The organism is Pedobacter arcticus A12 (genome assembly GCF_000302595.1).
Classification (GTDB): Bacteria; Bacteroidota; Bacteroidia; order Sphingobacteriales; family Sphingobacteriaceae; genus Pseudopedobacter; species Pseudopedobacter arcticus.
The window spans coordinates 617,843-640,542 of record NZ_JH947128.1; the positions used below are offsets into that span (position 1 = coordinate 617,843).

Genomic DNA, 22,700 nt, shown 5'->3' on the forward strand with positions numbered 1-22,700 from the left:
ATACCTAAAAAATAAAAATTATGTCTAAACTGGACATCCTTAAAAAAGATTGGATTGATATAGTTTTTGCGGGTAGAAACAAAGAATACGGTGCTTACCAGCTTCGTAAAGAAAATGTTAAACACACCAATAAAGCTATTATCATTGGCGGCTTATTGTTTTCATTAGCAATAGCGTCTCCAATCATCATAAAGTATCTTCAGGGCTTTGCGCCAGAAGATGCGATTAAAAAAGAAAGATTAACGGAAGTTGTTTTGGCAACGCCTCCTCCTATTGACGAGAAAGCACCACCTCCACCTCCACCAGTAGAGCCACCTCCACCAAAAGTGGATCAGGTTAGGTTTCCGCCTCCGGTTGTAAAACCAGATGATCAGGTTGTGGAAGAAGAACCACCTACGGTAAAAGAATTGGAAAAAGCAGACCCAGGTCAGAAAACCATCAAAGGAGATCCAAACGCGGAAATCGTGATCAATACACCCGTAGGTGAAGGTCCGATTAACCAAGAGAAAACAGAAGATACGAATCAAATCTTTACTAACGTAGAGGTTTTACCTAGTTTCCCTGGCGGTATCGAACAGTTTGGTAAATTCTTACAGAAGAATTTAAGATTCCCACCGGTTGCTCGTGATGCAGGAATTCAAGGTAGAGTATTCTGCCAGTTTGTTGTAGAGAAAGACGGCTCCCTAACAGACATTAAAGTTGTTAGAGGTATCGGTGGCGGATGTGATGAGGAAGCTGTTAGAGTATTAAAAAATTCACCTAAATGGAATCCCGGTGTTCAAAACGGAAGAAATGTACGTGTATCTTACACCATTCCAATCTTCTTCCAATTGCAACAATAATTATTAAATGACTTATCAAAAGTTTTCAGAACGACAGAAATCGCCCACAAGGCGATTTCTGTCTATTTTAGGCCTAGTGATGTTTGTACTCTATTTCTTTATAGGGGTATCTATCATTTTCTGGGAAGAATTCCCCTTGTTATATGGCGTAGAACGGATTTGGAAGGTTGCCTTCGGCGTACTTTTAATTGCATATTCTTTTTTTAGATTTGTGCGACTCATCAACCAACAAAACCATGATTAAAAAAAGTGTAATAAACGTTTTTCTTTTATTACTAATTGTAAACTCTTTCTTATCTTCCTGCAACGAACAAAGCAGTAAAGAAGAGAGCATCACCTATGGCGAAAGCAAGTTATTAGCTGATGAATCTTTATATCCTATCGTTGATGATGAATATCAGATTTTCGCCAATAATTATAAAAGAGCCACTATTGAAATCACTTACTTACCCGAACAAGATGTGCTCGTTAATTTATTGAATGACAGCATTTCGGTAGCTATCCTTCCGCGTACACTTAGTAAAAGCGAAGCCAGTCATTTCGAAAACAAAAAAATCATTGTTAGAAGCACAAAATTTGCCACTGATGGTGTTGCACTGGTTACCGGAAAAAACAACACGGATTCTTTAATTACCATTGAAGAACTTAAAGAGGTGTTTAAAGGGAACGACAAAAAAGGACGTACTTTCGTTTTTGACAATCCAAAATCAAGTACGGTATCATACTTAATGCAAATTACAGGCGTTAAAGAATTTCCAAAGAACGTTTATGCTTTAAAAACAAATAAAGAAGTTATTGAATATGTCAACAATAACCCAAATAGCGTAGGTATTGTGAGCGTAGCTTGGATGAAAAGACCAACACCTGATATTGCCCCAGCAGTAGAGAATTTAAAGTTTTTAAGTGTAAAATCTGAAACTGGAAGTTATGAAAAGCCGACTCAAAGTAATTTAAAATTGAATAAATATCCTTTGGTTAGAGATTTATATTTAATAAATTGCCAAGGTAGGGCTGGTTTGGGCACAGGATTTGCATCCTTCCTAGCGGGTGAAATAGGGCAACGAATAATTTTAAAATCCGGTTTAGCACCCGATTCGCTGCCAAGCCGACAAATAAAATTTAGAAATTAACCTTTAAAAAACAAATTTGTATATGAACATAGTTAAGAAGATAGCATTAGGAACAATGAGCGTTATGTTTGTTGCTTCCGCTACCCACGCACAAAGTCTTGAGGACGCAAAGAAAGCAGTAAACGCAGAACAATTTCAGAAAGCCAAATCATTATTTGCTAATTTGGTTAAAAATCAACCATCTCCAGAAAATTACTTCTATTACGGAGACTTATATCTACAACTAAATATGCCGGATTCTGCGAAAGCAGTCTTTCAAAAAGGTATTGCAGCAGACGAAAAAGGCAAATATAAACTTAATCAAATTGGTTTAGGAACGGTAAATCTTTTCGAAAAAAATGCTACAGCAGCGCAAGAAAACTTTAGCAAAGCTACAGCTGATATGCGTAAAAAAGATTTCCAAGAATACATATACATTGGTAAAGCTTACACTTACGAAGATTCAAGAGATTTAACCAAAGCTTTTGAATGGTTTGATAAGGCCAAAGAAAATGGCGAAAAAGACCCGGAATTGCATATTTCTATGGGTAATGCTTACAAAGCACAAAATAAAAATAGCGAGGCCGTTGCCGAGTACCAAAGAGCCATGAACTTAAAAGACAATCTTTTAGGAGTTGAGGTAAACATTGGAGAAATTTGGACACAAGCTTTTAATTTTGAACTAGCAGAATCTACCTTGAAAGGTGTAATAGCAAAAGATGCAAATTATGGTCCTGCTTACAGAGCTTTAGCAGAAAACTATTACCGTTGGACGTCTGCAGCACCTGCCAGAAAACCTGAGTTTTTAACAAAAGCCAAAGAGAGCTATTCTAAATATTTAGATCTAACAGATAGATCTGTTGATTCTCGTTACAGATATTTGATCTTCTTATTAAATGCAGGTGATTATGCAGGTTTGGAAAAAGCAGCAACAGAATTTATTAATTCTCCAGGCTATAATAAAGAATACATTTTAGCAAAAAGATTTAAGGGTTATGCTTCTATTGAAGACAGCAACACCCAACAAGGAATTGAAACATTAAATAGTTTTATTGCTGAAGTAGATGCTAAAAGAATAATTGCCGACGATTATTTATACCTAGGTAAAGCTTACCAAGCAGAAAAACAAGATTCTTTAGCCATCCTTAACTACGTAAAGGGTTATGATTTAGACACCACCAACAACGAAGTATTGGGAAATATTGCTAAAACTTATTTTTCGGCTAAGCAATATGACAAGGCTGCAAACTACTATGGAAAATTAACTAAGCTGCCTAAAGCTTCATTTGTAGACTGGTTTTACTTAGGCTATTCTAATTATTTCCATTATGCAAACTTGGTAAACAACAAATCAAAAGACACTTTAGAAATTAAGAGAACTTTATTAGAAGCTGATAGCGCTTTTACCTATGTTGCAGAAAAAGCAGTAAATGCAGATGCTTATTTATACTTGGCTAGGGTAGAGTACTACTTAAACCCTATCACAGAAAACGATAAAGTAAAAGCTGCTTTCGATAAGTTTATTGAGATTACGTTGGCTAAAGAAACGTTAACAGATGCCAATAAGAAAAACCTTTCTGAGGCTTATTCTTCACAAGGTGCATATTATATAAAAACCGACAAAGTAAAGGCAAAAGAATATTTTGACAAAGCTTTGGCTTTAACGCCAGATAATCAACAGATTAAAGATGCCTTAAATGCGATAAAAGCAAGTAAGTAATCTTAAAATAATCAAAATGCCTTGGTCCAAAACGGATCAGGGCATTTTTGGTTTATACCGCCTTACGAATCTAATTTTAGGCGATGTTAAAACTTTCTACTATTTTAGCATATATCGTTATCGCTCAAAAAATGAATTTTAGAAATCTATCCTTACTCGCTCTTTCCGTTGCTGTTCTTGCCTTATACTCTTGTAATGGAGACAAACCTCAAAGCAGCAGCTCGTCTTATTTTACCAACCCAGAAACGGGTGCAGTGATTAAAGCAGGAGAAGAATTAGCGCTTAAAATACATTTTACAGATGAATCCATAGACTCTGTTGTTTACTTGGTAGATACCTTACAGGTTGGTCTTAGAAAAGACACTTCGCAGTTTAACTTTTCAACAACAAATACGCCACTAGGCAACCGACTAATTACTGCTAAAATTTACAGAAACGGCGTAACAGAAGAAGCAACTAGCAATATTATTCTGGTAAGTGCTACCAAGCCTGCTGCCTACAGCTATAAAATCATCAACACCTATCCGCACTCTATCACTTCATATGTAGAGGGCTTGGAGTTCCACGATGGTGTTTTTTACGAAAGTGCCGGAGATTATGGGCACTCGAGCTTAAGAAAAGTAAGTTTAGAAGGAAAAGTTTTACAGCAGCAAGATGTAGACAAGCAATATTTTGCAGAAGGTATGACCGTGATAGGAGATAAAATCATACAACTCACCTATCGCGAAAAAGTTGGTTTTGAATATGATAAGGAAACTTTTAAACTTTTAAAAACTTTCCCCTACAATTATGCTAACGAAGGTTGGGGCTTAACTTTTGATGGTGAAACCGTTTACAATACCGACGGTAGTAATACAATTTATAAGCTAGATAAAAACACCTATTTGCCAAAAGGAAGTATTGAAGTTTATGATGATAAAGGCCCCGTTACACAACTAAATGAATTAGAGTGGATTGATGGAAAGCTCTATGCGAACATTTACACTTCTGAGCTCATCGCAATCATCGACCCGAAAACAGGTGCTGTAGAAGCCTATATCAACATGATGGGTTTACCTCACGGCGAGCTAGGAGACCCCCAACAGGATGTGTTGAATGGCATAGCTTATGATAAAATTGGAAAGCGGATATTTGTTACGGGTAAAAGATGGGATAAATTATTTCAGATAGAAGTGATTAAAAAATAAATCTTCATGCGCTAAACCGAATTTATTGTATTTTTGAAGGCATTGAAATACTTTTCAACCATATTGCTTTTATTGGTATTGGCCATGAACTTTAAACCATGTGCCGATGAATTATTTGTAAGCAATAATAATTCAGACATTCCTATCATCAAAAATACGGCAGACCATCAGCATGATGAAAAAGATGACTGTAGTCCTTTCTGTTATTGTGCCTGCTGTTCGATAAGGTCTTTTTCCGCAACGGAATTAACCGTTACCTTCTTTTCCCCGCAAAGCGCTTTACAAAAACCCAGTTTTCTGGCAGCGCCTACACACCAAATAAGCTTGGCTATTTGGCAACCTCCACAGTCGGTTTAAAATTCCCTTACCCTTATTTCTTAAGCGTTTTTCCGAAATCAAAAGCTAACAATTTTATAGCCTTGCTATAATTTCTCTGTGCTTTGCTTTCTAAACCTTCGGAAATAGCCTTTCTAAAAGAAATGCAATTAACCTATTTGAAAACAAAACGAAAAAACAATGTTGAATAACATTATTAAATTTTCTATAAAAAACAAATTGATTATCAGCATTTTTACCCTTGCGCTTATTGCATGGGGTTCTTATGCGATTAAACAATTACCCATTGATGCGGTTCCTGATATCACCAATAATCAGGTTCAGGTATTAACCTCCTCGCCTAGTAACGGCGCCGAAGATATTGAACGCTTTATCACTTTCCCGGTTGAGCAAACCATGGCAACCATCCCAGACGTGGAGGAAGTCCGTTCTTTTAGCCGTTTTGGGCTATCGGTAGTCACGGTTGTATTTAAAGAAGATGTAGATATTTATTGGGCAAGGCAACAAGTAAGCAGCCGCTTAACGGATGCCAGCAAGGCAATCCCTGAAGGAATGGGAGCGCCAGAGCTAGCTCCTTTAACCACCGGTTTAGGAGAAATTTACCAATATGTTGTACACACCACTAAAGGTTACGAAAAAAAATACGATGCAACGGAGCTACGAACCATCCAGGACTGGATTATCCGCAGGCAATTGCTGGGTTTACCCGGAGTAGCAGATGTCAGCAGTTTTGGGGGCTATCTAAAACAATATGAAGTTGCTATAAATCCAGAAAAAATAAGGAGCATGAACATCAGTATTGCAGATGTTTATACCGCCCTCAAAAAAAACAACCAGAACACCGGTGGTTCTTATATCGACAAAAAACCAAATGCTTACTTCATTAAAAGTGAGGGCTTAATTGAAAGCATTGCCGACATCGAAAACATCGTTGTAAAAACAAACAAAAACAGTACACCCGTTTTAATCAAAAATGTTGCAACCGTAAAAATTGGCGCAGCAACCAGATATGGCGCTATGACCCGTAATACCGATGGCGAAGTGGTGGGAGGTTTAGTTTTGATGCTGAAAGGTGAAAATGCGGCAAAAGTAATTAGCGATGTCAAGCTAAGAATGGAGCAGATTTCCAAATCCTTACCAGAAGGCGTAGTGGTAGAGCCATTTTTAGACAGAAGCAAATTGGTTAACAACGCAATCAGCACCGTTACAAAAAACTTATTAGAAGGCGCTTTAATTGTAATTTTTGTACTCGTTCTATTGCTTGGAAATTTTAGAGCGGGCTTAATCGTAGCATCCGTAATTCCTTTGGCTATGCTCTTTGCAATTGCCATGATGAACCTTTTCGGCGTAAGCGGAAACCTCATGAGCTTAGGTGCTATTGATTTTGGACTCATTGTAGATGGTGCCGTAATTATTGTAGAAGCCACCCTACATCATTTAAACCTCAGGAAATCGAAAACGGCATTAACACAGTTGGAAATGGATGAGGAGGTTTATCAATCGTCTTCAAAAATTAGAACCAGCGCCGCATTTGGCGAAATTATCATCCTGATTGTATACCTACCGATTTTAGCCCTAATTGGGATTGAAGGGAAAATGTTTAGGCCCATGGCACAAACCGTAAGTTTTGCCATTTTGGGAGCTTTTATCCTTTCCTTAACTTACGTACCCATGGTAAGTGCGTTGTTTTTAAACAAGCAGGTCAGCACCAAAAAGAATATATCTGATAAAATAATTGCCTTTTTTCAGCGTGTTTACACACCGATGCTCAACTTTGCACTCAGAGCCAAAATGTTGGTTTTAGGTATTGCTTTTGGATTATTGATCATCGCACTTCTTATATTCCATAGTTTAGGTTCAGAATTTATTCCAACTTTAGATGAGGGAGATTTCGCTGTAGAAACACGGGTGCTCACCGGAAGTAGTTTATCGCAAACTATTGAAGCCGCTACTCGATCTGCCAAAGTGTTACAAGATAATTTTCCGGAAGTAATTGAAGTAGTTGGAAAAATAGGCTCGAGCGAAATACCAACAGACCCGATGCCTGTGGAAGCCTGCGACTTGATGATTATTTTAAAACCTAAAAAAGAATGGACAAGTGCAAAAACCCGAGATGAACTTGCGGATAAAATGCAAGCCAAACTGCAACAATACGTCCCGGGTGTAAATTACGGCTTCCAACAACCTATCCAAATGCGTTTTAATGAACTTATGTCTGGAGCAAGGCAAGATGTAGTGGTAAAAGTTTATGGCGAAGATTTAGATAAACTGGGTGCATATGCTAAAAAGATAGGGAAAATTGTGAGTAAGATCAACGGTGCTGAAGATGTTTATGTGGAACAGGTTTCGGGATTGCCACAGGTGGTTATCAAGTTTGACCGAGCAAAAATCGCTTCCTTCGGCCTTAACGTGGAAGACGTAAATACGGTAATCAACACTGCTTTTGCAGGTCAATCTGCAGGTTTGGTGTTTGACGGCGAAAAACGCTTTGATTTGGTGGTGCGTGTAGAAAAAGACAAAAGACAATCGCTGGATGATATTAAAAACATTTATGTTACCGCCCCCAACGGGAACCAAATTCCGCTAAATCAATTGGCAGCCATTGATTACAAAATGGGTCCAAACCAAATCCAAAGAGACGATGCCAAACGTCGGATTTTAGTGGGGTTTAATACCCGCGGACGGGATGTAAAGAGCATTGTTGAAGAAACTCAAAAAGCCATCGCGGCACAGATCAAATTTGAGCCCGGTTATTATCCAACCTACGGTGGCGCTTTTGAAAACCTCGAAGCTGCAAATGCCCGATTAGCGGTGGCGGTTCCGGTGGCATTGCTACTCATCTTCTTTTTACTTTACCTTACTTTCAAATCTGTGAAACACGCCTTATTAATTTTTACGGCAATTCCTTTATCCGCAATCGGTGGGATTTTTGCCTTAAGCTTACGCGGAATGCCTTTCAGCATCTCTGCTGGTGTAGGATTTATCGCCCTTTTTGGGGTAGCAGTTCTAAACGGAATTGTGCTTATTGCCGAATTTAATCGATTAAAAAAAGACGGACTTACCAATTTGGTCGATATTGTAAAAACTGGAACCGCAATCCGGTTAAGACCGGTAATGCTGACAGCTTTGGTAGCTTCTTTGGGGTTTTTACCCATGGCACTTTCAACGAGTAGCGGTGCAGAAGTGCAAAAACCCCTGGCAACAGTAGTAATCGGTGGGCTATTAACCGCAACATTGTTAACACTGCTGGTTTTACCAATTCTATATATTGTTATCGAAAAATATAGCCTTAAAAAAACATCCAAAATTATAGCTCCGGTAACTATTATTCTGGTGATGTTCGGTTTTTCTGCAAAGGCACAAACCCAGTCGCTCACTTTAAAACAAGCGGTTGAAATTGCTAAGAAAAACAATCCAAATTTACAGTCTGCAAATTTACAGGTAGCACTGCAACAGGCAAAAACAAAGGGAACAACGGACATCCCAAAAACAGAATTCGGCTTGCAGTATGGCCAAAACAATAGTTTGGTTAAAAACGACAATCATTTTACGGTTTCACAAACCCTTCCCTTCCCTACTCTTTTTAGTAAAAATAAAAATTTGGCTTCCGCCAGATTAGAAAACGCCAAACTACAAACGGCGGTAGCTGAAAATGAGTTGGAATACCAGGTGAGTTTAACCTATCAAAATCTTGTTTACTTATACGCACAGCAAGCTTTGATCAACCAAACGGACAGTATCTTTTTAGGTTTCAATAAATCAGCAGATTTACGCTACAAAACCGGGGAAAGTACACTTTTAGAAAGTACCACTGCCAACACGCAACGCCTACAGGTTCAGAACAGAGCTTCCGAAAACCAGAGTGAGCTAGATAAGGAATTGCTAACCCTCAAGGCACTATTAGGTTTAGACGGCACAATCAGCATTTCTGAAAAAGAAATAAAAACGGGTTCAACAACTATTTCGGAAAACCCAAATTCGCAGAACAATCCATACCTAAACCAGTTGAAACAGGAAGGCGAGATCGCTCACAAAGAGAAATCGGTGGAAACTGCAAAAATGCTACCCGATTTAAAAATTGGCTACTTTAACCAATCAATTATCGGTACTCAGGAAGTTAACGGACAAACTGTGTTTTTTGATGGCGATAAGCGTTTTCAGGGAATCAACGTCGGCTTATCTGTCCCTTTGTTCTATGGAGCTTATCGTTCAAAAATAAAAGCTGCAGAAATCCAGAAAAGCATCGCGTCCAAAAATACAGAAGCTTATGAAAACCAGCTCAACAGTGAGTTAAAGCAAGCTTACACCGAGTATAAACAACAGCAAAAGAACATCAGATATTACGAGGAATCGGCGCTGAAAAATGCCAAAGTAATTGAGCGGAACAGTAACCTTGCCTACCAAAGTGGCGAGATTGGCTATTACGAACACCTTACCAATTTAAAAACCGTAATAGAAATTAAAGAGAATCATCTTTTAGCAATCAAGAAAACAAATCAAAGTATTTTACAGATCAACTATTTGTTAGGCTTTCCAAAAAATTAAGATTATGAAAAAGACACATCAAATCATTGCTTTCCTGTTGCTGATTTTTATCGCGATGGCCTGCACAAACAATCAAGAACACAAGGAAGAACACAACGAGGCTGGCCACAGCAACGAAGAAGAGCATAACGAAAATGAGGTTACCTTAACTCCAGAACAATACCAAACCGCCGGAATTGAGTTGGGTTATGTAAGTGAGCAATCTTTAAGTGGCGCAATAACCGTTAACGGACTATTAGATTTACCTCCGCAGAGTAAAGTTTCCATTTCTACTCCTTTTTCTGGAATTTTGAAAAGTACCAAAATGCTACCCGGTGTAAAAGTGAGAAAAGGTGATTTAGTGGCTGTTTTAGAACATCCAGATTATATCGAGATCCAACAAAACTACTTGGAAATCAATAGCCAACTTGCCTATCAGAAAGAGGAATATGAGCGTCAGCAAAAATTAGCTAAAGAAGAGGTCAATGCTAAAAAATCGCTACAGAAAGCACAAAGTGACTATCAAATTTTATTGGCTAAACACCAAGCTTTAAAAAGTAAGCTAAGGCTGATGAATATCAACATCACTAACCTGGAAAAAGGGAATTTGGTAAATACAATCAATATTTTTTCGCCTATTAATGGCTATGTAACTGAAGTAAACACCAATATTGGTGCAATGGTAGACCCAACAACCGTATTATTCGAAATTGCTGATACAGAACACCTCCACGCAGAACTAACGGTTTATGAAAAAGATATCCCGAAAATAAAAATTGGTCAAAAAGTACGGTTCACTTTGGCTAATGAGCAAAAAGAGAGAATGGCAACGGTGTACCTTATTGGCCGACAAATTAGTGCCGAGCGGACCGTAAACATACATTGCCATTTAGACCAAGAAGATGCGCAACTTTTACCGGGGATGTACCTTACGGCATTGGTAGAAAGCGGCGCCAAAAAGTTACCGGCTTTACCCGATTATGCAATTGTTGATTTTGAAGGAGATAAATACATTTTTATAGCCGAGGAGGCGAAAGCAGCCAATCAAAAAGAACATCATTTTGAAATGGTAAAAATAAAACCGGGTGTTAGCGAACTTGGCTATACACAGATTGATGTTGAAGGCGCAACCGACTGGAAAGAAAAAAAAGTAGTGTTAAAAGGCGCTTATGACTTATTGAGCCAGTTGAAAAACACCGAAGAAGAAGGTGGAGGGCATGCGCATTAGTATAAAGCGATATTAAAAGGTGTTTAGTTTGATGCTTCGGGTGAGTTTTCCCTGTAGTACAGTATATTCAACGCACCACAGCATATTTTATACGAACACCAATCCATTAACCGTCTTTCCGAACGAGGTACGAGGAGTAATCTGTCTGTTCCTTCGGCGAACTAAGCGATTGCAAATAATGTACAGATCTCTCCTATCGTCGAGATGACGCTAGAAGAATTTCCAGTCCAAGCAGGGGGCCTTTTGTCCACGCAGGGTCTCTCTTTTCGAGGACCCTGCGTTTGTAGAGAACCAATTTCTCAGAAACTTCTTTCCTACTCATCGAAATTTTTTGTCCACGCAAGGTCTTTCGCAGAAGACCCGTTTGCGAAGAACCATTTTCCTATAAACTTATCCACTGAGGCTAGTAATATTCCTGTACAATACCTTTTCAAAAAAGACCTTTATTTTTAAAATTTTGTCCACGCAAGGTCTTGTCCACGCAAGGTCTTTCGCAGAAGACCCTGCGTTTGCGCAGAGCCATTTCCCTATAAAACTTATCCACTGGGGCTAGTAATATTCCTGTACAATACCTTTCAAAAAAGACCTTTATTTTTAAAATTTTGTCCACGCAAGGTCTTTCGCAGAAGACCCTGCGTTTGCGAAGAATCATGTTCCTATAAACTTATCCACTGAGGCTAGTAATATTCCTGTACAATACCTTTCAAAAAAGATCTTTATTTTTAAAATTCACATTCGATTTAACAACCAACAATAATTTTCATATTTTTGACAAAATTCCCTAAACTGAGATGTATAAGCATTGATATCTTTAAACAACACAAGACGAAGCCTAAGCATTTCATCCAATCCAAAAAATTTTAGCTGAAAACATGAAGTACAAGAGAATCCTTTTAAAATTAAGCGGCGAATCCTTAATGGGCGAACAATCTTACGGGATTGACAATGCTAGAGTGCTACAATATGCACAACAGATTAAGGCAATTCAGCTATTGGGAGTAGAAGTGGCGGTAGTCGTTGGAGGCGGAAACATTTTTAGAGGTTTAAGTGCCGAGAAATCTGGCATGGACAGAGCCCAAGCAGATTATATGGGAATGTTAGCAACCGTGATCAACTCTATGGCTTTGCAAAATGCGCTAGAAACTTTAGGGGTTTACACGCGATTGTTATCCGCTATTAAAATGGAGCAGATTTGCGAACCTTACGTTCGTAGAAGAGCGATGCGTCATTTAGAGAAAGGCCGTGTGGTAATTTTTGGAGCTGGAACTGGCAATCCATATTTCACTACAGATTCTGCCGCAGCGCTAAGAGCAATTGAAATTAAAGCGGATGTAGTTTTAAAAGGAACTAGAGTAGATGGTATTTATACCGCCGATCCAGAAAAAGACCCTAACGCTACAAAATTCGATACTTTAAGTTTTGATGAAGTTTACGACAGAGAATTAAACGTAATGGATATGACAGCTTTCACTTTATGTGATGAGAACAGCTTGCCGATTATTGTTTTTGACATGAACAAAGAAGGTAATTTGATGAAATTAATGCAAGGCGAAGCCATTGGCACCTTGGTTAAATAATAAAAAAGCGTAAAGCAAAAGGCATAAAGCCGAAAGCCCAGTGCTAAACTTATATAAATTAAAGAAGCATGAATGAATTTATAAAAATGGAGCTTGAGGATGCTACGGTATCTATGGAAAAAGCAGTTGCCCACACCGATGCCGAGTTTCTAAAAATTAGAGCAGGAAAAGCTAGTCCGGCCATGTTAGACGGAATTATGGTTGATTATTATGGCGCACCTACTCCGCTAACACAAGTTGCTAACGTAAACACACCAGATGCCCGTACTATTGTAGTACAGCCCTGGGAAAAAGCAATGATCAGCCCCATTGAAAAAGGAATTATGGAAGCGAACATTGGTTTAAATCCACAAAATGATGGAATCGTGATCCGTTTAAATGTTCCACCTTTAACAGAAGAACGCAGAAGAGATTTAGTGAAACGTGTTAAAGAAGAAGCAGAATCTGGGCGTATTGCGATTAGAAATATCAGAAAAAACACCAACGAAGGCATTAAAAAGCTAAAGAATGATGGTGCGTCTGAAGATGAGATCAAACTTGGTGAAGCTGAAGTACAAAAGCTGACAGATGGTTTTATCTTAAAAGTAGATCATCTTGCCGAAGTGAAAGAAAAAGATGTGATGACCATCTAATAGCTTTACAAAATGCTGCTATAGGGAATAGGCTTACAACTTATTCCCTTTCGCGTTTAATAAAAAGCTGGATCAGTTAATCATCGTTAATAAAATCGAAAACGTTTGAAACACCAATACTTATTAATGTTAACGCGGGATTTTGTTGGAATATCAATCAAGAATTTAATAACGAGTTTGGTTTTTAATCAATATTAAGAGAAGATATAATGAGCAAGTTTGTTTTAATGGGATTATTCTTTTTCCCTTTGTTAGTGGCCCTACTAACCGTAAAAGACATTTTCGAAAACAAAACTTTAGAGAATAGCCAAAAATTAATGTGGATTGCTGTAGTGATCTTATTGCCTTTGGCGGGCGCAATTATCTATTTTTTCTTCGGTAAACGCAAGCAACTTTAAATTTAAGTGATCTGCGCTAAATAATTTTCTATAAATACGCAGCCAAGGCAAACATTATTTCAGCAAATTTGTCTTACTATTTAATATATAATTTATTACTTTGTGTATCAAACACCCCAAATAAAGCATGGAAGTACAGGCGGGCGAGCTCTTATCAACAATAAATTACCCCTCGGACTTAAGAAAACTGAGTGAAAAACAGTTAGAAGAGGTTTGTAAAGAGCTGAGGCAATATATAATTGATGTGGTTTCCGTTAATGGAGGTCACTTTGGCGCCAGTTTAGGGGTGGTGGAATTAACGGTTGCGCTTCATTATGTTTTGAACACACCAGATGATCAGTTAGTTTGGGATGTTGGTCACCAAGCGTATGGTCACAAAATATTAACCGGCAGAAGAGGTGTTTTTCATACCAATAGAATACACAACGGCATTAGTGGTTTCCCAAAAAGAAGCGAAAGCGAATATGACACCTTTGGCGTAGGGCACTCTTCAACTTCCATTTCTGCAGCATTAGGAATGGCTGTTGCCTCACATTACAAAGGCGAGACAGACCGTCAGCATGTTGCTGTAATTGGAGATGGCTCTATGACTGCTGGAATGGCTTTTGAGGCTTTAAACCATGCGGGAATTGAGAATACGAATCTTCTGGTTATCCTCAACGACAATTGCATGTCGATAGATCCAAATGTTGGCGCACTTAAGGAATATTTGACCGATATCAGCACCAGCAAATCATACAACAGATTTAGAGACGATGTTTCTGCGGTACTGATGAAAATCTCGGAACTGGGACCCAATGCTCACGAAATTGTTAAAAAAATTGAGAAAAGCATTAAAGGAACTATCCTTAAAAAAAGCAACTTTTTCGAAGCCTTAAAATTCAGATATTTCGGTCCGATTGATGGTCACGACATCCATCATTTGGTAAAGGTTTTAGAAGACCTTAAGCATATCCCTGGTCCAAAGCTACTTCATTGTGTTACGGTAAAGGGAAAAGGTTATGCATTGGCCGAAAAAGACCAAACACTTTGGCATGCACCAGGTTTATTCGATAAAATAACGGGTGAGATTAAAAAAAGCTTTTCTGACAAACCACAGCCACCTAAATATCAAGATGTTTTTGGCCATACCATTGTGGAGTTGGCAGAACAGAATGATAAGATTATGGGGGTTACGCCGGCAATGCCTTCTGGCTGCTCCTTAAATATCATGATGAAAGCAATGCCAAACAGGGCTTTCGACGTAGGTATTGCAGAGCAACATGCGGTTACTTTCTCTGCTGGCTTGGCTACACAAGGCTTAATTCCTTTCTGCAATATTTATTCGAGCTTTATGCAGCGTGGTTTTGACCAAGTGGTGCATGATGCTGCTATTCAAAAGTTACCCGTAGTTTTCTGTTTAGATAGGGCAGGAATAGCTGGAGCTGATGGGCCAACCCACCACGGCGCTTATGACATCGCATTCTTTAGGTGCATTCCCAATATGATTGTATCCGCTCCGATGAATGAGGAAGAATTGCGTAACCTGATGTACACTGCTCAGCTAAAAGATCATGGAGGACCTTTCTCTATCCGTTACCCACGAGGAAAAGGCGTAATGGTAGATTGGAAAAGACCTTTTAATGAAATTGAAGTCGGTAAAGGCAGAAAAATTAGCGACGGTGAAGATATTGTGATTTTAACAATTGGTCACATCGGGAATGAAGCTGTTAAAGCTTGTTTAGAGATTAATGCGGAAGGCTATCATCCAGCGCATTACGATATGAGGTTTGCAAAACCCCTTGACCAAAAATTACTGAAGGATATTTTTTCTAAGTTCGATAAAATTCTGACCATAGAGGACGGTTGCATACAAGGTGGTTTCGGAAGCGCTGTATTAGAGTTTGCTGCGGATCAACTTTATAAAGGAGAAATCCATCGTTTAGGCATTCCTGATGTGATTGTTGAACACGGCGAACAGCAGGAACTTTGGGCCGAATGCGGTTACGATAGCAAAGCCATCATTAAAGAAATCAAAAAAATGGCAGTAGCGAGGGTAACGAAGGGAATGGTTGGTTAAACGATTATTTCCAGTAGTTTTTCCGCTATTTTAGTACGAGATAAATAACTAAGATCTCTATCTTCTAATATATTGGACTCGCCTCGTAAAAAATTGTCGTATTCTTTTTGAAGCACACTAACGATAGACTCAACCTTTCCATCGCAAACATAGCCAGCTTTATTGTTAATTATACTTTCGGCGATATCGCCATTATCTGTGTTGGGTAATAAAATCGGCTTTCTAAACATCAGATAATCTGCTTGTTTAGATGATATTATTTCTGTTCTGTTACCATATTTTAAATGCAGAAAAACTGATGCTTTTTCTAGGTGTTCTTGTACTGCTAACGCATCTAATCTTTCCGTCACCTCAACGTAGTTTTGCAAACTAAAATGATGGATTAAATTAGGTAAAACCTTATTTGTTGAAGACCCCAGAAACCATACCTTGAAAAAATCGGGACTCAGATGATTGATTTTCTGAAACTCGCTTAAAGCCCGAAAAAAAACATCATCTTCTAATTGCTCATTGTAGAGTGTACCCAAATAAACAATAGTGAAAATTTCTCTTGGCCTTTTTTCTATCTGTTCTTCTGCAAAATCACTACCGTTCTCCAGCACCGATATCTTCCCCTGAAACCTAACCGGAAATTTTCTTTTCAACGACATAGACACCGTGGTAATGGAGCAGGCTTGCTCCAAAAACATAAGTTCTCTTCGTCTATTGAAAAACACCGCCATACGATAGATCATTCTGCTTGAGCTTAAGGGAATGTATCCAAAAGTCCATGGGTCTCTATAATCGAGAATTAACTTTGCATTTAATTTCTTTGCTAGCTGGCTGGCATAATCATATATTCCAAACGGACCACCACATGCAATAACGACATGGTTCTTGTTTTTACTAATATTAAGGTCAGATAAATTAAGCTTGCCCGGACTAAAAATATCAGCTCCATAAATTACTTGATGAACCCGATTAAAAACTTTCCATAACTCAGATTGAACTGTATTTAAAATGAAAAACGAAAAGCGTTGTAGTAAGTTTAATTCTGGAACTACAACTACTTGGCGACTTTCCAAGATTGTTTCTAAAGGCTTAGGACTGAATTGATTTGCAAGTCCCACATTTCTTTTAATAGGGTGTTTAAAAGTTATAATCTTTACGGATGCTCCACGCTCAATAAAAGAGAAAATAAAACTCTTAAAACGAGCATTTGATGTAGTATTAAGATTTAAGTAAGGTAAAATAAAGATAATTTCGTTCTCACTATTCATTAAAAATCATCGTATAAGCTCCTAAACGAGCTTCTTAGCCCAAAAGTAAAATAATTCGTCTTGTCTTTTCCTAAACTGTTATTCTCATTCCTGCTAATTGCCATTGCTTCCAAGCGCAAATTATATTTCGGATTGATAAGGTAAGATACTTTACCCTTGGCAAAGTATAAATCTGTACCGATACCATTACCTACCTTACTGTCGTAACTCAAGGATCTAGTCTCATAAGAAAGGAAAATGTTTTTGCCGAAATTTTTGCCAGCCGGGTCTAAACCATAATAAGCGTAAAGCAGTTGTCCGCTAAAATCAAACCGCTTAACACTATAGTTGAGTAAGCCTAAAAACTCTCTAAAATTTGCCCCAAAGGGATGCGCCAATGGTTGGTTATATTGTGCATAATTGGAAACACGATCAAAGTGTGCATAAGTATAAGGTCGAGCGGTATTAAACTCTCCCAAATAATTAAGTCTTTTGATGCCAAACAGGTTGCTCCCCCTAAAACCTAGTTGCAAGGCCCATTTATTTGCCCAATAACCCTTACCTGCAAAAAACTCTTTAGCGGTAAATTCATCAATCATAAATTGCCCGTACAAGCTCGTATTTTTTAGTACCTCATACTTGGTGTTTATACCCAAACGCATTTTATCAGGAGAGGTTGAGTTTGCCCCTTCAATGGGACGTAGAAAAACAAACGGGTGTATATAGTTAAAATCAAACCCACGTTTCCCTTCTGGTTCGGCATCTGCCCAAGTAACCGCCTGGAAAAAACCTACAGAAAATTTCTTATTCACGTTCCAATCTAAATAGTGGAATGCTCCCCATTTACCACGATCCCCAAGTCTCCGATCAGTAGTGAGCTTTGGCGCCCCTGGATCTAACATGTATGCAAAAACCGTTTGGTACTGCACAGCACCCAAATTGGCCCTCAACCTAAAAAAAGAATAGTTTGCAGCAACATCAGAAAGCAACATGGAACGGTAGCCGTCGCCTATAAAGTTCTTATCGTATGCTAAGGTAAAATTGAGGTATTTGTTGGCGGTATAAGATAAAATTGCAGTAGTATACGCCCAGTCTTTCACGTTGGTACCAAACTTACCACCGACTTGTCCGGGTACTACCCGGTTTTGGTCAACAAAGCTCTCCACATATCTTGGAAATACCGCTTGGTTCTCAAAACCGCTGGTGTAAAAAGAAAATTTTTCGCCAACGGTAACACCAACTTGATAACCTCTTGTATTTAGCCAGGTACTACCTGCTTGCGAATCATGCCCTAACATTAAATCTGGCAGGTAGTCGGCGTAAAAAGTATATTCCTCTTTTTTAATATCAATCAAATGTTCGTGTAAAACCTTACGGCGAACCCAAGATCTTCTTAACGTATCAAAACCCAGATTATGAAATGAATCAACCGCAGTTTTTAAAACTGCATCATCTCCAAAATAAGGTTTGATTGCACTATGGAAACTGGTCGCATGATCATATACTTCCGGATTAAATTTTTGATAAAAATCAAAAGAATAAGGTAAGTTTTGATTAGGCGTTTGTGCTTTGGCAAAAGAAAACGCTGCTATTAAAAGCAGTAATAAACCGTATTTTTTCATAAAACTTTAAATCGCAATTTTTTGATCCAATTCCTGGTAAACAGAATTGTTGCTTATAAAGTCTGGCACCAATTGCTTCATTTGTTTCACCACTTCTGTATCTCTGTATTGACATGCCACTTGTAGCAATTCATCTACTTGGGTATGCACTTCGTCAAAATTATAGACCATCACTTTAGCAACCATTATTTTATGATGATGTGTAGGTAAGGTATTTTCTAAATCGTTTAACAATTCCTCGTACAATTTCTCTCCGGGGCGCAGGCCTGTGAATTCTATCTTAATGTCTTGATTGGGGATTAAGCCCGACAAGCGAATCATTTTTTTGGCTAATTCCACAATTTTAACAGACTTACCCATATCAAAAATAAAAATTTCTCCGCCGTTGCCTAAAGTTCCTGCTTCAAGCACCAATCTACAGGCTTCTGGAATGGTCATAAAGTAACGTGTAATGTCCGGATGCGTAACGGTTATAGGTCCGCCTTTTTGTATCTGCGCTTTAAATCGAGGAATTACAGAACCATTTGAGCCTAAAACGTTTCCAAACCTGGTGGTTATGAACTTTGTTTTTAGAAACGATCCGTTCTGCGCTGTTAAGTTATGCTTTTCTATATGATTTGAATAAGACTGCACATACATTTCAGAAATTCGTTTGGAGGCGCCCATTACGTTAGTTGGCCTAACGGCTTTATCCGTTGAAACCATGACGAATTTTTCTACGTTATGTTTAACTGATAAATCTGCAATGTTTCTTGTGCCGCCTACATTGGTACAAATCGCTTCCGACGGATTATTTTCCATCATGGGTACATGTTTATACGCAGCGGCATGGTAAACGTAGTGAGGCTTAAAGGTTTCAAACAGGTAGTCCATCCTTGCCCTGTTCTTCACATCCCCAATAAAAGCAATAAAGTTATCGAACAGGTTATTGTCCTGTAACTCCAACTGAATTTCATGCAAAGCCGACTCGGCAATATCATTCAAAATAATCAACTGCGGATCAAACTTGGTAAGCTGACGTACAATCTCACTGCCAATTGACCCAGCAGCGCCAGTAACTAAAACCCTTTTTCCCTTAATTTCAGAAATCAAAATATGGTCTTCCAACTCAATCGCTTCACGCTCTAGCAGATCTTCAATTTTGACATTCTTGATCTGATTAATCTTAAAAGAACCATTAACCCATGTTTTTAAAGGCGGTACGTTCAAAACTTTTACGTTATTATCTAAGCAGAGGTCAACAATGCTGTTTTTCCTTTGCGTAGAAATATATTGAGGTGTCAGAATCAGATCTTCAATTTTCTCTAGTTTGATCAAATTCTCCAGTTCATCCGTATGGTAAATTTTTATCCCATCCACTACCTTCCCTCGCTTACGCGGATCATTATCTACAAAAGCTACCACACTCATGTTTACACTCGGGTCACTATCCAAATTTCTTTTGGTAGCTACCCCGGTTTCTCCTACCCCATAAATAATCACCCTGCGTTTATCCAGTTTCAGATTTTTGATGTACATAAAAAAGTATTTCACCAAAACACGGTAGGTAATTAACAGCACAAAACTACATAAACCTGTAATCACCACCACTACATTAGAAATGATAGGTTCTCTATTAAAAGACAATAGAAATAGGTTACAGAGGATAAAAAAGAGATTGCTTACTGATATACTGAATAAGATACGAAAGGAATCCTGCGCACTGGTATACCGAACTATACCAGCATAGGTTTTAACATTAAAAAAAACAATACAATTGATTCCTAAAAAAATCAATGTATTTCTGCTTAACTCATTAATATCAATTAGTGAAGCATCAAAATTATATGACAATAGGTACGACAATGTCAGCGAAAACCCGCAGACTATCAGGTCTATGCAGAATATAAGCCATCTTGGTACAATGTTTATTCTTTTGAACATAATTATAGTTCTTGCTGCCTGCAAATATACTATATAGTTTTGTTTACAGTGAGTTATAAAATAAGTATTGCTAATAATTTACGAACAACCGAGCCTTACCCTCCAGTTTTAAACGAGTAATAATATATAGCATGCAAAACAATAAAAAAACAAGATATGCAAAAAGAGCTGGCAAAGCTACCAAGCTGAGGTTAATAACCAATTGAAAAAAAGCATATAAACCAGCGACAAATACATGAGCGTACTTTCTCTCATTTGCCAAAAACTGGTAAAAATGTGATCGGTGTGCATCAAAGATATTCTCTTTTCGGATGATCCGACAGCAAATTGTAGCCACGCTATCCAGTCCATAAATTCCTAACAATAAAATCCATTTGATATCATTTGTGATGATTATTAAACTAGCTATCAAAAAACAGATGATCAACGCCATCGCAATACTGCCCACATCGCCTGCAAAAGCCTTTGCTTTTTTCCTTAAATTAAAAAATCCAAAAACCACTAACGACGCCACCAATAAGTAGCATACACTTTCATCTAAAACCTCAATTAACAGGTATTGTTGGATAAATAGGCAACTCACCACGGTTATTAAGGAATATAGAACTGTTATGCCATTAATACCATCCATAAAATTGTAGGCATTGATGATTCCGATGAAGAAGATTAGAGAGACAAGAATCAAGAGCAAAGAATAAGGATTATATATCGCCGCGGAAAAAATACCCTGATTGATGAAAATTTGCGCCAACAATAGTAAAACTGAAAGGAGGTGCACTCCAATCCGTAGCTTATTATTGAGCGTAACGATATCGTCTAAAAAGCTAATAAAAGCTATCGCAAAAACACCAAAAGCTAAATAGTATTGATCGGGCTGAAAAAATAGAATTCCAACAATAAACGCAATTGGAAAAACAACCCCGCCACCACGTAAGGTAACCTGGTTATGTGAGCTTCTCTGGTTTGGTTTATCGATAATATTAAACCGATCTGCTATTTTGAAATACAGCAGTTCAAGAATGAAAAGCAAAAAGAGGGCGATGATGAAAATTTGCATACTGGGCAAAGATGGAAATTTTTAAGAAATTTTCTTGCCTCGGTAACTGCGTATCTACTTTTTTCTACTGAATATAAGCATAAAACCCAACGGTCTCCTTCGAATCCGCTTAGGATGACATGCCCTTCGATGTACTCAAGAGACGGAACTGCCTGCCTTTGGCTTTTCCCCTACTTAACCGTCATCGCGAAGCTGAAGCACCGGATAAGAGCGTGGAGCTGTGGCGACCTCTAAGTATCAGGCACTAGCCAAAATCTACTAACCTATTCAGGATGATAGTTTAAAAACAGGATCATCTGTAACAGGCTCTGCTTGGACATAAAGTTTTAATACTAAGAAAAAATCAGTTCAAAAAGAAAAGCCCATTTCACCACCTTTCCGTCCCTCATTGGCGGGACAAAGCCTACCCACTTTTTTCTTGATAAAAAAGTTGTCAAAAAATCAAGGCTTCCGAATCTTTGTCCATTTCACCTCAATAAATCTTTAACCACAATCCAAGTCGTGGGAACGACAGTGCTTAAACAAAGTTTCTGCTCCACTTCTGCGGATTGCTGATGCCGGTGGTATAACAAAGTTGTTGCAAAAAGATTTATCGGGTTCCAATCCAAACATTCAGAGGCCGGCTCTACGTGGTTCCTCAACTAAAGTCCATAACGGTAAATCAACCCCTTTCCTAACCGATAAATTCCGCCTTGGATAGCTATCGGGACGGTAAACCTGTCCTTGATTTTGCTTCCTCTTAACCGTCATCGCGAAGCTGAAGCGCTGGATAAGAGCGTGGAGCTGTGGCGATCTCTAAGTATCAGGCACTAGCCATAATCTACTAACCTATTCAGGATGATAGTTTAAAAACAGGATCATCTGTAACAGGATCTGCTTGGACATAAAGTTTTAATACTAAGAAAAAATCAGTTCAAAAAGAAAAGCCCATTTCACCACCTTTCCGTCCCTCATTGGCGGGACAAAGCCTACCCACTTTTTTCTTGATAAAAAAGTTGTCAAAAAATCAAGGCTTCCGAATCTTTGTACATTTCACCTCAATAAATCTTTAACCACAATCCAAGTCGTGGGAACGACAGTGCTTAAACAAAGTTTCTGCTCCACTTCTGCGGATGGCTGATGCCGGTGGTCTAACAAAGTTGTTGCAAAAAGATTTATCGGGCTCCAATCCAAACATTCAGAGGCCGGCTCTACATGGCTCCTCAACTAAAGTCCACCGATAAACTCCGCCTTGGTCCCCATAGCTGG

The 22,700-nt window shown here is 38.4% G+C and carries 15 protein-coding genes; 11 read left to right on the top strand and 4 right to left on the bottom strand.

Features of this window, described 5'->3' with window-relative positions:
* Positions 1 to 20: 20 nt before the first annotated feature.
* The 11 genes from B176_RS0118595 to dxs all read left to right on the top strand — a co-directional run bounded on the left by B176_RS0118595 (position 21) and on the right by dxs (position 15,612).
* Positions 21 to 842 carry an energy transducer TonB gene (locus B176_RS0118595; RefSeq protein ID WP_017260353.1) on the top strand — a complete coding sequence of 274 codons (822 nt, stop codon included), beginning with the start codon at positions 21 to 23 and terminating at the stop codon, positions 840 to 842.
* Positions 843 to 1,078: 236 nt separating this feature from the next.
* Positions 1,079 to 1,972 carry a PstS family phosphate ABC transporter substrate-binding protein gene (locus tag B176_RS0118605; protein WP_017260354.1) on the top strand — a complete coding sequence of 298 codons (894 nt, stop codon included), beginning with the start codon at positions 1,079 to 1,081 and terminating at the stop codon, positions 1,970 to 1,972.
* Between the two features lie 22 nt (positions 1,973 to 1,994).
* Positions 1,995 to 3,671 carry a tetratricopeptide repeat protein gene (locus B176_RS0118610; RefSeq protein WP_026063455.1) on the top strand — a complete coding sequence of 559 codons (1,677 nt, stop codon included), beginning with the start codon at positions 1,995 to 1,997 and terminating at the stop codon, positions 3,669 to 3,671.
* Between the two features lie 131 nt (positions 3,672 to 3,802).
* Entirely contained in the window at positions 3,803 to 4,858 is a 1,056-nt protein-coding gene (locus tag B176_RS0118615; RefSeq protein WP_040540915.1) for a glutaminyl-peptide cyclotransferase, read from the top strand.
* Between the two features lie 42 nt (positions 4,859 to 4,900).
* Positions 4,901 to 5,215 carry a DUF6660 family protein gene (locus B176_RS0118620; RefSeq protein ID WP_154648043.1) on the top strand — a complete coding sequence of 105 codons (315 nt, stop codon included), beginning with the start codon at positions 4,901 to 4,903 and terminating at the stop codon, positions 5,213 to 5,215.
* Positions 5,216 to 5,374: 159 nt separating this feature from the next.
* Positions 5,375 to 9,739, top strand: coding sequence for a CusA/CzcA family heavy metal efflux RND transporter (locus B176_RS0118625; RefSeq protein WP_017260358.1), 4,365 nt, complete (start codon positions 5,375 to 5,377; stop codon positions 9,737 to 9,739).
* Positions 9,740 to 9,743: 4 nt separating this feature from the next.
* Complete coding sequence (locus B176_RS0118630; protein ID WP_017260359.1) at positions 9,744 to 10,946, top strand: efflux RND transporter periplasmic adaptor subunit; 1,203 nt, start codon at positions 9,744 to 9,746, stop codon at positions 10,944 to 10,946.
* 872 nt (positions 10,947 to 11,818) lie between these two features.
* The gene (pyrH, locus tag B176_RS0118635) at positions 11,819 to 12,523 is read left to right on the top strand and encodes a UMP kinase (RefSeq protein ID WP_017260360.1); all 705 of its coding nucleotides are present in this window, start codon (positions 11,819 to 11,821) and stop codon (positions 12,521 to 12,523) included.
* Positions 12,524 to 12,591: 68 nt separating this feature from the next.
* Positions 12,592 to 13,155 (top strand): ribosome recycling factor, encoded by a 564-nt coding sequence (gene frr, locus B176_RS0118640; protein WP_026063457.1) that lies wholly within the window; start codon positions 12,592 to 12,594, stop codon positions 13,153 to 13,155.
* 209 nt (positions 13,156 to 13,364) lie between these two features.
* Positions 13,365 to 13,553, top strand: coding sequence for a PLDc N-terminal domain-containing protein (locus tag B176_RS20005; RefSeq protein ID WP_017260362.1), 189 nt, complete (start codon positions 13,365 to 13,367; stop codon positions 13,551 to 13,553).
* Between the two features lie 127 nt (positions 13,554 to 13,680).
* Complete coding sequence (gene dxs, locus B176_RS0118650) at positions 13,681 to 15,612, top strand: 1-deoxy-D-xylulose-5-phosphate synthase (protein ID WP_017260363.1); 1,932 nt, start codon at positions 13,681 to 13,683, stop codon at positions 15,610 to 15,612.
* Here dxs and B176_RS21145 read toward each other — a convergent pair.
* The 4 genes from B176_RS21145 to B176_RS0118670 form a co-directional block, all read right to left on the bottom strand.
* Positions 15,609 to 16,871: a glycosyltransferase family protein gene (locus tag B176_RS21145; RefSeq protein ID WP_017260364.1), complete on the bottom strand. Its 1,263-nt coding sequence runs from the start codon at positions 16,869 to 16,871 to the stop codon at positions 15,609 to 15,611. The two genes, dxs and B176_RS21145, sit on opposite strands and share 4 nt — an antisense overlap.
* Entirely contained in the window at positions 16,871 to 18,472 is a 1,602-nt protein-coding gene (locus B176_RS0118660; RefSeq protein WP_017260365.1) for a hypothetical protein, read from the bottom strand. Before B176_RS0118660 ends, B176_RS21145 begins: the two co-directional genes overlap by 1 nt.
* A gap of 6 nt (positions 18,473 to 18,478) precedes the next feature.
* On the bottom strand, positions 18,479 to 20,395 hold the full coding sequence (locus B176_RS0118665; protein ID WP_026063458.1) for a polysaccharide biosynthesis protein: 1,917 nt from the start codon (positions 20,393 to 20,395) through the stop codon (positions 18,479 to 18,481).
* A gap of 70 nt (positions 20,396 to 20,465) precedes the next feature.
* A complete protein-coding gene (locus B176_RS0118670) occupies positions 20,466 to 21,452 on the bottom strand; it encodes an MraY family glycosyltransferase (RefSeq protein WP_017260367.1) in 987 nt (328 codons plus the stop codon).
* Positions 21,453 to 22,700: the final 1,248 nt, after the last annotated feature.

Coding starts and splice junctions, on each gene's coding strand:
- B176_RS0118595 (WP_017260353.1), top strand. CDS start 21: ATGTCTAAACTGGACATCCTTAAAAAAGATTGGATTGATATAGTTTTT.
- B176_RS0118605 (WP_017260354.1), top strand. CDS start 1,079: ATGATTAAAAAAAGTGTAATAAACGTTTTTCTTTTATTACTAATTGTA.
- B176_RS0118610 (WP_026063455.1), top strand. CDS start 1,995: ATGAACATAGTTAAGAAGATAGCATTAGGAACAATGAGCGTTATGTTT.
- B176_RS0118615 (WP_040540915.1), top strand. CDS start 3,803: ATGAATTTTAGAAATCTATCCTTACTCGCTCTTTCCGTTGCTGTTCTT.
- B176_RS0118625 (WP_017260358.1), top strand. CDS start 5,375: ATGTTGAATAACATTATTAAATTTTCTATAAAAAACAAATTGATTATC.
- B176_RS0118630 (WP_017260359.1), top strand. CDS start 9,744: ATGAAAAAGACACATCAAATCATTGCTTTCCTGTTGCTGATTTTTATC.
- pyrH (WP_017260360.1), top strand. CDS start 11,819: ATGAAGTACAAGAGAATCCTTTTAAAATTAAGCGGCGAATCCTTAATG.
- frr (WP_026063457.1), top strand. CDS start 12,592: ATGAATGAATTTATAAAAATGGAGCTTGAGGATGCTACGGTATCTATG.
- B176_RS20005 (WP_017260362.1), top strand. CDS start 13,365: ATGAGCAAGTTTGTTTTAATGGGATTATTCTTTTTCCCTTTGTTAGTG.
- dxs (WP_017260363.1), top strand. CDS start 13,681: ATGGAAGTACAGGCGGGCGAGCTCTTATCAACAATAAATTACCCCTCG.
- B176_RS21145 (WP_017260364.1), bottom strand. CDS start 16,871: ATGAATAGTGAGAACGAAATTATCTTTATTTTACCTTACTTAAATCTT.
- B176_RS0118660 (WP_017260365.1), bottom strand. CDS start 18,472: ATGAAAAAATACGGTTTATTACTGCTTTTAATAGCAGCGTTTTCTTTT.
- B176_RS0118665 (WP_026063458.1), bottom strand. CDS start 20,395: ATGTTCAAAAGAATAAACATTGTACCAAGATGGCTTATATTCTGCATA.
- B176_RS0118670 (WP_017260367.1), bottom strand. CDS start 21,452: ATGCAAATTTTCATCATCGCCCTCTTTTTGCTTTTCATTCTTGAACTG.